This window comes from Lutispora thermophila DSM 19022 (genome assembly GCF_900142105.1).
Lineage (GTDB): Bacteria > Bacillota > Clostridia > Lutisporales > Lutisporaceae > Lutispora > Lutispora thermophila.
In genome coordinates, this window is sequence record NZ_FQZS01000018.1 from 49,640 (window position 1) to 62,506 (window position 12,867).

Consider the following 12,867-nt stretch of genomic DNA (forward strand, 5'->3'; position numbering starts at 1 on the left):
AAATTAGGAGGACTTTTAATGAAAGAAGGAGTAGTTAAGTGGTTTAGTTCCGAGAAAGGTTATGGCTTTATAGAAGTTGAAGGCGAAAAGGATGTTTTCGTTCATTATAAAGCTATACAAGGAGATGAACCCCATAAGAATCTTGAAGAAGGCCAGAGAGTTCAATTTGAAATAGAACAAGGACCAAAAGGGCCTCAGGCAGCAAATGTTGTTAAGATTCAATAGGCAAGAAAAAGGGGCTGTAGCAAGTACTGCAACAGCCCATAATTATTAACAGGAGGTTTTTTATGAAGCTGGTTTCGTGGAATGTAAACGGTCTCAGAGCATGTGTGAGCAAAGGTTTTCTCGATTATTTCAAGGAAGTGGATGCAGATATTTTCTGCATTCAGGAGACAAAACTGCAGGAAAATCAGATAGTCTTGGATTTACCGGGATATGAGCAGTATTGGAACTATGCAGAGAAAAAAGGTTATTCAGGTACTGCAGTGTTTACTAAGAAAAAACCCATAAGCGTTAAGTATGGAATTGGAATGGACGAGCATGATCAGGAAGGCAGGGTTATTACATTGGAATATGAGGATTTCTATCTGGTTAATGCATACATACCCAATTCCCAGCGAGAATTAGCAAGATTAGATTATAGAATGAAATGGGAAGATGATTTCAGAAAATATCTCATGGAGCTTGATAAAGTAAAACCAATAGTCTATTGTGGTGATTTAAACGTGGCCCACAAAGAAATAGATTTAAAAAATCCCAAGGCCAATAGGAGAAATGCGGGGTTCACCGATGAGGAAAGGGAAAAGATGACAAAGCTTTTAGATTCAGGCTTTGTGGATTCATTCAGATATTTTTATCCCGATAAAGAAGAGGCCTACACTTGGTGGTCCTACATGGGCAATGCCAGAGCTAAGAATATAGGATGGAGAATTGACTATTTCATAGTATCGGAAAGATTGAGGGACAGGATGAAGGATGCACAGATTCATTCCCATGTTATGGGAAGCGACCATTGCCCTATAGTGTTGGAACTGTTCTAATAAAACGATTTTACTGTTGTACTGAATATTTTAGCGAAGGGCTTTCTGATATGAAACTGAATATTTTAGCGAAGGGCTTTCTGATATGAATAAGTAAAGGACCCTTCGCTTCTTTCATATAATTGTATAAAGAAGCTTGAAACAGTTTATTATTAATTATAATTTGTCACATCAGAGCTTCCATTAAGTTTTATTTTAGGGATGACTTTTAACTGCACATTATCCAGGAAGTCTTCATTTGCAACTAATTCTGGATATTTTCTTTCTATTTCTAATTTAAGGTTCAATATATCAACTCCCATATCCTTGTATTTTTTGAAGAGTTTTGTGCATTCACTTACTACATTTTTTGAAATTTCTTCTACTAAATATTCTCTTATTTCTTTATTTTCCAGATCAATAGGCCCTTCGGTCATCGAAAATACAGTCTTTATGTTTGGTGTCTTTATAACATGTATGGTTTGCCCATCATAATAAATATTGCTTTTGGTCTTTGTTCTCAAGATCTCCAATGTTACTGATTTGCCAGGTATTGATGGGTGTGGAATGGGGTAGAACCCTCTAAACTTAAGATCTTTGATGATGCTATAGGCTCTGCCTTCATCAAGGGTTAGTTCTCCTATCATTTTGTCATCATTGATTACAGCAAGGCTATTTATGCCTATTTCTTTAACTTTAGGGCCTTGCACTAGATAAACCTTGTTGATAATATTTACTTTGCTTCCCATGTCCTTTCTTGCCATATATTCGCCGAATGTTAAATTAATGGTCGCAGCTGTGGCAGATTTGTTCATCATAAGGCTGTTGAGAAATATTCCCACAAAGGGGTCTTCCTTTGTTTCAACATTCAGCAATTCCTCTATGTCACCATCGTATATAAATATGTACTGCCTGAATAAAAATTCCTGATCACGAAATAGCATATCAATAAATTCATCCATGCCCTTTCTTGCAGCCCTTTCACTGATGAGTATGGCTTTGTTGTGCATATAATTTACCTTATATCGTGAACTAAGGTTTATTTTTCTTATGGCTTCAAAAAGGGTTTCTCCTTCCTTTTTGAATATTATTGACTTTTCTTTTCCTTCCTTCTGCCCTTCTGTCCTGGAAGCAACAAAAGCCTCTACAAATACAACTATATTGTTGTTTTCATTTATATCTACTCCCAAGGCGGTAGCAAAATACTCCTGATTTATTTCTTTATAATTGTAACAGCTAGTGAGCATAAAAATACAGGCTAATATGAGGCAAATCATCTTTATTTTCAATTCACATCATCCTCGGCAAAAACATATTGGCTTATTTCAGAAATATCGCTTCTAAAAATCACATCATTGTATTTAAAGGTTTTCAAAGTTCCTAATGGGTATAAGTATGGATAGCCGCAGCTTGTCAGGCTTGCAATACGGGAAACAAACAGCACGAACCCCATATAAAAGCCTGGTAACCCCATAAGCCCTGAAAAAATCAGTATTATCAAATCCCAGTAGAATACTGATATGGATATTTTGGGTGTAAGAAAGGATGCAATGGATGTGACAGCTACGATTAAAACTGTGATATGGGAGGTAAGCCCCGAGTTGACTGCCGCATCACCCAATATCAAAGCTCCTACAATGCTCAATGTGGGCCCAATGGGCTGAGGAAGCCTGATTCCACCTTCTCTCAACAGTTGAAAGAAGGTGAGCATCAATACGGTTTCCACTATCAAAGGGAAGGGTACACCTGCTCTTGAAGCAGCCATATGAAATATGAATATAAATGGCACAAGGTTAAAGTGATAGGCAAATAAAGCTATATATAATCCCGGCAGCAAAACAGAAGCCAAAAATGCTCCCCATCTTAAGATGATGCCTAAAGCAGCAGTATATTTGTCCATGGTATAATCATCTGTAACATGGAAGTTTTCCACAAAGAAATAGGGCATCGTTAAAACCACTGGTGTCCCATCAAGAAACACTGCTATTCTGCCCTCTGCAAGCCTTGAGGCCACTACGTCAGGTCTTTCTGTGTAACCAATTGTGGCGAAGGTGGTTTTATTCATATAGAGCTCCTCTTCAATGGCTCTTATATAAAATATGTAATCGGCAGTAATTTCATTGATTTTATTCCTCGCTAAATTTACCAGCTTTTCAGGAGCGTTGCCTTCTATATATGCTAAAACCGCATGGGTTTTTGATTTTTTTCCTATTTCCATGCTTTCAAATCTCAGATTTGGGTCCTTTATTCTTCTTTTTACAGCAGAAATATTGTCCTGAAGAACTTCGTTGAAACCTTCTCTTGGACCTCTGATTATGGTATCCGTTGGAGGGGTATCTAGGCTTCTTCTGTGAAAGCCTGGGGCAGAGCAATAGATGGCCTTGCTGAGAAAATCAAAAATTAGTATGGCGTCACCGGACAGAATATGGAATATAGCTTCATCATCGGATTGTATATAGCCAACGGAAGCTGAGGTGATTATCTCTTTGCCAACCATCTTTGAATTTGTGATAGTCTTGTTTTTATTTAAGATAGGCATAATCACATACTCGCTTATGAATTTAACATCGCATAAGGTTTCATCATATATTATTTCTACAGTTCCTTCATCTATGGCTATATTTCTGTATCTGATTGAATAATTGCTCTTCAGCTTCTGTCTTATCATATCTGCTGATACTAAATCCATAAATATCACCCAGCATATTTTTTGCATGATATGAAATAATATGCACAAAATAAACAATACAAAATTAGGTGAGGTTAAATATGGATAAGTTAAATTCGAAACACTTTGTTTTTTTTATACTGGCCACTACAATTGTATCTTTAAAAACCTATCCGGGAATTTTTATGAAAGATGGGGGAAGAGAAAGCTGGATTGCCATATCCATTTCATCAGCCCTTATATATGCCTTTTATATATATATAATAAGCATTTGCAGGAAGACAGAAGTCTATGATATGAGGGAGATATATGAAAAGGCTGTTGGGAAAAAGTTAGGAAATGCACTAATAGTTCTTTTTATAGCAAATCTGTTTATAACTTTGGTAGAGTCTGCCTCTGCTGAGGCCAATTCAATGCATACCAATATGATGATAGAGACACCTACGTGGTATTTGCTGTTGTTTTTTGTATTCCCGATAATTTATACCATTCGCAAAGAAATCGTGGCCATTACAACTGTCACCATGATTGGGATAGTTCTCATAATGATGGCAGGCATAAACCTTGGGATTCTTACTGCAAAATATAAGGATCTGAGTTTGCTTTTTCCTGTATTCAGAGAGGGAATAAAACCTGGATTTTTATTATCTATAGTGAAATCCCTTGGGTTGTATGGATGCATATCTATCACCATACCTTATCTAGCGAAGGTAGAGAAAACTGAAAAGATCATAAAGCATGTTACTGTAGGACTTGCTATTGTAATCCAAATGGAAATTGTATCAGTTACAGGTATCATATCCACCTTTGGTCCTCTGTTTGCCAATACTATGGCTTATCCAAAGCTTATTCAGACCCAGCAGGTGAGCTATTTGAGGTTTCTTGAATTTGGTGAGCTTTATGTAATGCTTCAAATCCTTGGGGGATTTATGCTTAAATACCTTCTATCCTTTTATGCCATGCTTATACTTTTAAAAGGATTAGGGTTGAAAAGAAAACATCTTATATGGATTACATATATAGGAAGCTTGGCAGTATATCTATCATCCTATTTTCTAGCCGGCAATCTTTTCACGCTGTTTGCATTCTTTAATATATATTCCTATTTATGCTTGTTTAACTTTATAATAATTCCCTATATCATATTTACAATATTCTCATTCAAAAATAAGAATAGCAAAGAAAATAAACATCCTGTATAATCTATATCAATATATTATTTGGGAAAAACAACTATTTATTTGGAGGAATTGATTTGTTTTTCTAGAATATATAAACTTATTCATATGTTTGTATACAAGTTATACAGTTATTGAAAAAAGTGTCATATGTATGTACATATATTGCGTGGTGAAAGATTAAATGGAAAGAAAAAAGGAGATTCATCAGTATATCCACAGTCTTGGTATAGGATTTATAATATCAGTTATTCTATACCTAGCATTATTGAAAGTTTGTGTAAAAGTTGTCCATAGTTTATTGGAAATTGTATGCGCATTCATAGCTGTTGCCATATTCCTGATCGTATGGAATACCATGGATGAGATATCGGATCAAAAACATTTCCTGGGCTTTGCTATACTGCCCGTTCTTATTTTTAACATATGCCATATATATGTTTTTGCCGTACCTCTTACTTCAGGTATTGATGCTACAGGATTTGTTATAGTGTTTTCAGTATTGGCACGATTGACGGAAGTTGTGGCATTATACATCATATCCTTGAGACTGCCCATGCTCAATACTAACAAATGGATATGCTTGTTTATTGCTACAGTAATACCTTTTGCCATGGTTATGATGATAATTAACTTACCCTTTATATTTCCCGATTTGCTTACAGGACCAATCTTCACATTGGCATATATAGTTGCGGAAATGGTGGTAATCATTATTGCACTAATGAGTTTTGTCAATTTAAAAGGAAAGATAAACAATTATTCTGAAGAGATATATAGATATCTGTTGACAGCTCCATTCATAATCGTTGCTGCTCAGATAATGTTTATACTATCTGATGGATCTTTTTCGATAAGTTGGATGTATGAACATGTTTTAAAGATAATATATTACTATTACCTGTACAAATCCGTATTTGTCAGTTATGTAAAATATCCTTACAAAATGATGAAGGACAAGAACAAAGAGTTGGAAGAAGCATATCATCAGCTGGAATTGAGCAAGCAGGAAGAAGCAAGAAAGCAAAACATAATGCTTCAACAGGAGAAGCTGGCATTGCTAGGGCAAATGGGAGCAGGCATAGTACATGAGACAAGAAATTATTTATCTACCATAAAGGGAAGTTGCCAGATAATAGAGGTAATTACCAAGGAATCAAATATTTTGAAGCATGTAAGCAAGATCAATAAGAGTGTAGACCTAATTGATGGCATCATAAGCAAGTTTCTATTCATGTCAAAGCCAAGGGAGACAACCTTTGAGGAAATGTCCATATGCGATTTGGCCCAATCGATTGAAAGCCTCATTGTTAGCACGCCTTTTGCAAAGAAGGTAGGCATTATATTTAACAGTACCAAGGAAGAGAGATATTTGCTCTGCGATGAAGGTCAGATAAATCAAGTTGTCTTGAATTTATGCAAGAATGCTGTGGAAGCCATGGAAGATACAGAATACCCAAGATTGGAAGTAGAAACAGGCTTTGATGAAGATAAGAATGAGATGTATATAAAGGTTATTGATAATGGAAAAGGTATGTCTGAAGAGGAACTTAGAAATATAGGCAATGCTTTCTATACAACTAAGAAATCCGGTACAGGGCTGGGATTATACTTGTGCAATCAAATTGTAAAAGAACATAAAGGAACGATTGAAGTTGAAAGCGAACCTGGAAAAGGGACAAGCTTTACAGTGTGGCTGCCCTGCATAGAAGATGAAGATTTACAAGATGAAATCACGAACGATATAATTTAAAACAAGAAGTTTGATTGCCCCGACAAAACTATGAATACATTAATAATAAAGGCTTATAGCAGCTATCAAATATTCTAATACTAGAATGACAAAAACTATATTTTATAAAATGTTCGGATATAGTATAATGAACTAAAGATTCAAATTATATAAAAGGAGATGCGGGGCATGAAACTTATTTACACGGGAAAAACAAAAAACGTATATTTATTGGAAGACGGAAACTATTTGTTAAAGTTCAAAGACGATATGACAGGAGAAAACGGGGTTTTTGATCCGGGTTCAAACACAGTAGGCTTAACTGTAGAGGGAGCGGGAAGAGCAGGACTTAGGCTTACAAAGATGTTTTTTGAAATATTGAAGGATAAAGGCATACCCACCCATTATATAGATGCAGATATCGATGCTGCAACTATGACAGTTAAACCGGCCAAATTGTTTGGAAATGGGCTTGAAGTTATATGCAGATACAGGGCAGTTGGCAGCTTCTTGCGCAGATATGGAAAATATGTAGAAGAAGGTCAACCGCTAGATGCCTTTGTGGAAGTTACATTGAAGGATGATGCAAGACAGGATCCACCAATTACTGAGGATGCCCTTGACATGCTTGGAATTCTCAGTCATGACGAGTATAAGGTATTGAAAGAGTTGACAAGAAAGATTGCAGGAATTGTAAAGGAAGAGCTGGCAAAGAAGGGCATGGAGCTTTATGATATAAAGTTTGAGTTCGGAAGAATAGGAGAAGATAATCAAATAGTTCTCATAGATGAGATTTCCGGGGGCAATATGAGAGCCTTTAAGGACGGGAAACAGGTAGAACCTCTTGAATTGGAGAAACTCATGTTAGAATAATAATTTTCTGTCTTGCTTTGTTATAATTGGCTTAATGATGGAGAATATGATATAATCGAATAAAAGCTCGAAGCTTTATATCACTCGTATAAATATTTGAAGGAGGAATTTATATGGGAATAGCTAAGCTGGAAGCTTTTAATCGACATGAGAAAGGTTACAAAGTAAGAAGGGAGAATTTTGTACCGGGTGTCATCTATGGAAAAGGTATAGGCTCAATACCTGTAAAATTCAAAAAGCAGGATGCTGATAAAGTCATTAAGAACTTTGGAAGCAGAGCTAAATTGACTTTAGTGTTAGATCAAAAAGAAAACTTCGGGTTTATAAAGGACACCCAGAGCGATATCATGTCTGGAAAGTTGATTCACATGGACATTCAAGTGGTTCATGAAGAAGAAGAAATAACCCACAATGTGCCTTTGATCTTTAAGGGGACGGATACATTGGTATATAAGAAGCTGATACTCCAAAGTCTTATTGATGAAATTCAGCTTAAAGGAAAAGCAAAGCTTATACCCGACGCAATTGAGTTTGATGTAAGTGGATATGATCATGTGGATAATATAATGCTCAAGGATATTAAACTGCCTGAAGGGGTTACATATGTTGGCGCAGATGATACCCCTGTGGCAGTGATTACAGAAATCAAAGAGACAGATGAAGCTGTGCAATCTGAGGAGATAGAATAGACAAATGTATTTAATATAATAGATTGTGATATAATATGTAAGGGGTTATCTAATAAGATAGCCCCTTAATTGTCATATTGAAGGATATGTTTAGATTCTTATTTTATCTTTGTTGTGACTAGGGAAATCCAAAAAATTTTGCTGAAAGGAAAGCAATCATGGAAAACAAGTCACCCATATATTATATTATTTATACAATATTCATTGTGAGCTTTATTCTCATAGCCTTTTTTGGTATAGGTCCTCTACTTTTTGCTGATGGAACAATGGGAGAACGCATATTGACAGCCATCATTGTTTTGATTATATATTTTGTGTGGGGATTTATGCTAATGAAGTGGAAGAGACATAATAAATGATAGATTTGGAAGGTAATAGGATGAGGATTAATAAGTATATAGCAGAGAGCGGTTTTTGCTCAAGGAGAGAAGCTGATAAGCTCATAGAAGAAAAAAGGGTTACGGTAAACGGCAAGGTATGTCAACTGGGAACTGTTGTTGAACCCGGAGATGTGGTAGCTGTAGATGGTAAACCTATAAAGCCTAAAGGTAAGAAAAAAATATATATAGCTTTAAATAAGCCTGTAGGCATAGAGTGTACCACAGATAGGCGAGTAAAGGATAATATTGTGGATTTTGTAGGCCATCCAGAGAGGATTTTTCCCATAGGAAGGCTTGACAAGGATTCGGAAGGGCTTATTATAATGACCAACGACGGAGATATAGTCAATAAAATATTAAGATCTGAGAATAATCATGAGAAGGAATACATAGTGGCAGTGAATAAGCCTATAACGGATGAATTTGTTAAAGGCATGTCTGAAGGAGTGGAAATCCTGGGAAGAAAAACAAAGCCCTGCAAGGTATATCCGGTAGACAAGAATACATTTCGCATCATATTGACCCAGGGTATGAACAGGCAGATAAGAAGAATGTGTGAGGTATTCGGATACAGGGTGATGAAGCTGAAGAGGATTCGCATAATGAATATAAAACTGGGATTTTTGAAAACAGGTCATTGGAGAAACTTAACTCCTAAAGAGCTGGAAGAGTTAAAGAGACTCCTAAAATGAGACATGGGGAGGGTTCTCCTTGCCTCACTTATAATAGGTATCAATTGCATCTGAAAGGAGGATGTTAATGGAAACAAATGCTGGAAGGGTGGAAAGACTAACTCAGTATGTAAAGGGTGTCTTGGAGAAAAGAGATGGAACCATGCTTTATAATGAGTACAAGGAAGACCTGGAGAAGGTTACTCCTCAGGAAGCCTTTGAAATATTCTCCAACCAGATTCAAAGAGGTATAAAACCCAAGGAAATATTGGAGATATTGGATAAAGTGATACATGTATTCAATAAATCTCTGATTAAATATCAATGGAAAAAGCCAGAAAAAGGTAGTTTCCTGGATGCGTTGATGAAGGAGAATGAAGCTCTGGAGGAAAAGTTGTCGGCTATAAAGGAGATAATAAAGAAAAAGGATTTCAAGAACAATAAAGATGATTTGTTGAAGAGGATCGAAGAGCTTCAGCAGTTTGATGATCATTACCTAAAGAAAGAGAACATACTGTTTCCATACTTAGAGAAGAAGATGAAAAAGTTTGAGGGTTTGTCCATCATGTGGGCTCTCCATGATGAAGCCAGAGCATCTTTGAAAAAGCTTATATACATACTTAAATCTGAGGAAGCCAGTGAAACTGATTTCAATGTAGAGATAGGAAATTTGCTTTTCATTTTGTATGGTCTGGTTTATAAAGAAAAATATATATTGTTTCCTTCTGCCATGGAAGTCATTGATGATAAAGAATGGTACGATATGAAAAAACAAAGTTATGAATATGGATTCCCATTTATTGAAAGACCTCCTATTGAAAAGGATGATATCTGGGAAGAAGAGGACAAAGTGGTGAAGCAGGGACAGGAATTGGTGATGAAGACGGAAACAGGAGAGATAAGCTTTCAGCAAGCACTGATGATTTTCAATGCCCTCCCTGTAGATTTGACATATGTGGATGAAAACAACAAAGTAAGATTTTTTACAAGGCCAAAGGACAGGATATTCCCCAGATCTCCTGCTGCCATAGGCAGAGACGTGAGGAATTGTCATCCACCTCAGAGCGTTCATGTGGTGGAGAATATAATCGATGAATTCAGAAAGGGCCATAAGGACTCCGCAACTTTCTGGATACAGATGAAAGAGAGGACTATCCTCATACAGTATTTTGCCATGAAGGATTCGGAAGGACAATACAAGGGAGTTCTTGAGGTGAGCCAGGATATAACGGAAATAAAAAAGATAGAAGGAGAAAAAAGGCTTTTGGAATGGCAGTAATGCCTAACTCCAAAAGCCTTCTAATACTTTATCAATAGTTTTTTCGTTCACCCTTGTATATGGAAACCATTCTTTTGGAAAAAGCCTTTGATAATCCCAACGGGCAAATCTTTCATCAAGCAAAAGTATAACTCCTCTATCGGTTTCAGAGCGGATCAATCTGCCTGCCGCCTGCATCACCTTGTTCATACCCGGATACATGTAGGAATATTCAAAGCCTTTTTGGTTTTTGTTATCATAATAATTTTTGATAATATCCCTTTCAAGGCAGAGCTGGGGTAGGCCAACACCTACTACGATTACTCCTATAAGCCTGTCATCTCTTAGGTCTATCCCTTCAGAAAATACACCGCCCAATACGCAAAAGCCTATATTGGTGTTTTTCGGATTTGGCTGAAAGGTTTCTATGAAAAGGGCTTTCTCTTCTTCTGTAGCTCCCGACATTTGCATATTAACACTGTAGTCATTATATTTTGCTGTGAACTCTTCATAAACGCTTTCCATGTATTTATAGGAAGGAAAAAATACCATGTAATTGCCTGTTCTGACCTTCACCACTTTGTGTATATAATCGGCAATTTTGCCATAACTGTCATCTCTTTTGCTATAGCGGGTTGCTATATCGTCACCGATAAGCAGGCACCTATTTGCCGGATCAAAGGGGGATCTGAGGTATATGGATTTGCTGTTTTCACCACCTCCCAGTATTTCATGGAAGTAATCTATGGGCAATAATGTGGCGGAAAAGAATACGGCAGCCTTTCCCTTTTTCAATATCTGGCTTATGAGCACCGATGGATCATGGCAGAAAAGCTTAAGCCTTATATTGTTTACATGTTTTTCCATATAGGTTACATAATGCTCATCATAATTTTCGGATATTCTAAGAAAATTTATTGCCGCAAAATAAACACTCATCAGTTGCTCATTTCTATGGGCCTCCTCATTAGTAGAGAGGTATTTGTCTGCTTTGGCCACGAAGGAGTTTAGCAGTTGATATAGATCCTTATATTCTCCCTTGCTTACATGATGATATTCTTCACCCAGTTCCTTTTTAAGCTCCAGGAAATACTTGTTGATGCTGTTGCAGGAAGTTTGAAGTTCCTTGTTCTTTCCCTTCATCAGTTTTTTCAGTTCAAGGAAATCCTTTTTGTAGAGTTCTGCAGAATACATCTCCCTTGCTCTGTCAACTAAATTGTGAGCTTCGTCTATCAGGAAAGTAAAGTCTGTTTTTTTGTCCATGAAGAATCTCTTGAGGCTGGCATTGGGATCAAATAAGTAGTTGTAGTCGCATATGACGCAATCGGCCCATAATGCAATGTCTAAAGAATACTCAAAGGGACATACCCTATGCTTTTTTGCATATGCCAATATCTTTTCTCTATCTATTTCCTTTTCATTTTGGAGTATATCCATGATGGCATCATTGACTCTGTCAAAATGTCCTTTGGCATATTCACAATACCCAGGAGTGCATTGCCTTTCTTCCTTGAAGCATATCTTATCTTTGGCGGTTATGGTTATGGAAATAAATTTTAAACCCATATCCTTCATTCGCTGAAAGGCTTCCTCTGCCACCATCTGTGTAGTGGTCTTGGCAGTGAGGTAAAAAATCTTGGATGTGAGGCCTTCTCCCATGGCTTTTACAGCAGGAAACAGGGTGGATATGGTCTTGCCTATGCCTGTGGGAGCCTGGGCAAAAAGTATATTCTCATCCCTTATGGCTCTGTAAACAGCGGCTGCCATTTCCCTCTGGCCTTTTCTATATTGAGGGAAGGGAAACTTCAGCTTCTTTATGGAATCATCCCTAGCGGATATCCAAGAGATGGTTAAATCTGCCCATTTGCAGTATTTTTCCACCAAATCATAGAAAAAGCTCTTGAGTTCTAGGATGTGGAAGGACTTTCTGAATTTCTTTACTTCGTCGGTTTCCAGATGAATGTATGTCAATTGGATTGTGATATTGTCCAAAGCATTTTCTTCACCGTAAATATAGCCGTAACACTTGGCCTGAGCCCAGTGTCTTAGATCGTAATCTTCATCTATGAGCTCAAGGGGTTGGGTGACTGATTTGATTTCGTCGATTATTACGTTTCCATCTTCAATGAATATGCCATCAGCCCTGCCTTCCAGAACAAGACTATAGCCTTCAAACTCAATGTTTTTTTTCAAAGGTACTTCTGCTTTGTAATCGTCGCCATAGGATTTTTGCATCCTTCTATGTGCTTTGCTGCCTTCTAGGGCTCTGCTTATGCTCATGAAGCCGGAATCTATATTGCCGGAGCGGAAAATAAACTCTACCAAACTTCTTATGGACATCTTCAGAACCATTGGGGTTCCAGTTCTTTCTGTCTTTTCATCCTTCATAATATCAATTC

12 protein-coding genes are annotated in these 12,867 nt (G+C 36.9%); 9 read left to right on the forward strand and 3 right to left on the reverse strand.

Annotated elements, in window-relative coordinates; translation table 11 throughout:
* Nucleotides 1–18: 18 nt before the first annotated feature.
* Together BUB48_RS12870 and BUB48_RS12875 are read left to right on the forward strand one after the other, a co-directional pair.
* Complete coding sequence (locus tag BUB48_RS12870) at nucleotides 19–225, forward strand: cold-shock protein (protein WP_073026636.1); 207 nt, start codon at nucleotides 19–21, stop codon at nucleotides 223–225.
* A gap of 62 nt (nucleotides 226–287) precedes the next feature.
* Entirely contained in the window at nucleotides 288–1,040 is a 753-nt protein-coding gene (locus BUB48_RS12875; protein ID WP_073026637.1) for an exodeoxyribonuclease III, read from the forward strand.
* Nucleotides 1,041–1,192: 152 nt separating this feature from the next.
* On the opposite strand, the gene BUB48_RS12880 is transcribed toward BUB48_RS12875, so the two are convergent.
* Both BUB48_RS12880 and BUB48_RS12885 read right to left on the reverse strand, forming a co-directional pair.
* Nucleotides 1,193–2,308 (reverse strand): Ger(x)C family spore germination protein, encoded by a 1,116-nt coding sequence (locus BUB48_RS12880; protein WP_073026638.1) that lies wholly within the window; start codon nucleotides 2,306–2,308, stop codon nucleotides 1,193–1,195.
* Nucleotides 2,305–3,708 (reverse strand): spore germination protein, encoded by a 1,404-nt coding sequence (locus BUB48_RS12885; protein ID WP_073026639.1) that lies wholly within the window; start codon nucleotides 3,706–3,708, stop codon nucleotides 2,305–2,307. Before BUB48_RS12885 ends, BUB48_RS12880 begins: the two co-directional genes overlap by 4 nt.
* Nucleotides 3,709–3,788: 80 nt before the next feature.
* Here BUB48_RS12885 and BUB48_RS12890 point away from each other — a divergent pair, with 80 nt between their 5' ends.
* The 7 genes from BUB48_RS12890 to BUB48_RS12920 all read left to right on the forward strand — a co-directional run bounded on the left by BUB48_RS12890 (nucleotide 3,789) and on the right by BUB48_RS12920 (nucleotide 10,489).
* Complete coding sequence (locus BUB48_RS12890; protein ID WP_073026640.1) at nucleotides 3,789–4,889, forward strand: endospore germination permease; 1,101 nt, start codon at nucleotides 3,789–3,791, stop codon at nucleotides 4,887–4,889.
* Nucleotides 4,890–5,049: 160 nt separating this feature from the next.
* Nucleotides 5,050–6,618 carry an ATP-binding protein gene (locus BUB48_RS12895; protein WP_073026641.1) on the forward strand — a complete coding sequence of 523 codons (1,569 nt, stop codon included), beginning with the start codon at nucleotides 5,050–5,052 and terminating at the stop codon, nucleotides 6,616–6,618.
* Nucleotides 6,619–6,786: 168 nt separating this feature from the next.
* Nucleotides 6,787–7,470, forward strand: coding sequence for a phosphoribosylaminoimidazolesuccinocarboxamide synthase (locus BUB48_RS12900; protein ID WP_073026642.1), 684 nt, complete (start codon nucleotides 6,787–6,789; stop codon nucleotides 7,468–7,470).
* Between the two features lie 113 nt (nucleotides 7,471–7,583).
* A complete protein-coding gene (locus BUB48_RS12905; protein WP_073026643.1) occupies nucleotides 7,584–8,159 on the forward strand; it encodes a 50S ribosomal protein L25 in 576 nt (191 codons plus the stop codon).
* A gap of 158 nt (nucleotides 8,160–8,317) precedes the next feature.
* Nucleotides 8,318–8,518 (forward strand): DUF6954 family protein, encoded by a 201-nt coding sequence (locus BUB48_RS19165; protein ID WP_073026644.1) that lies wholly within the window; start codon nucleotides 8,318–8,320, stop codon nucleotides 8,516–8,518.
* 20 nt (nucleotides 8,519–8,538) lie between these two features.
* Complete coding sequence (gene rluF / locus BUB48_RS12915; protein ID WP_073026662.1) at nucleotides 8,539–9,231, forward strand: 23S rRNA pseudouridine(2604) synthase RluF; 693 nt, start codon at nucleotides 8,539–8,541, stop codon at nucleotides 9,229–9,231.
* Nucleotides 9,232–9,298: 67 nt separating this feature from the next.
* Nucleotides 9,299–10,489, forward strand: coding sequence for a DUF438 domain-containing protein (locus BUB48_RS12920; RefSeq protein ID WP_073026645.1), 1,191 nt, complete (start codon nucleotides 9,299–9,301; stop codon nucleotides 10,487–10,489).
* A 3-nt stretch (nucleotides 10,490–10,492) separates the two neighbouring features.
* Here the strand turns inward: BUB48_RS12920 and BUB48_RS12925 are convergent, their stop codons facing one another.
* Nucleotides 10,493–12,856 carry an ATP-dependent DNA helicase gene (locus BUB48_RS12925; protein WP_084524603.1) on the reverse strand — a complete coding sequence of 788 codons (2,364 nt, stop codon included), beginning with the start codon at nucleotides 12,854–12,856 and terminating at the stop codon, nucleotides 10,493–10,495.
* Nucleotides 12,857–12,867 lie beyond the last annotated feature (11 nt).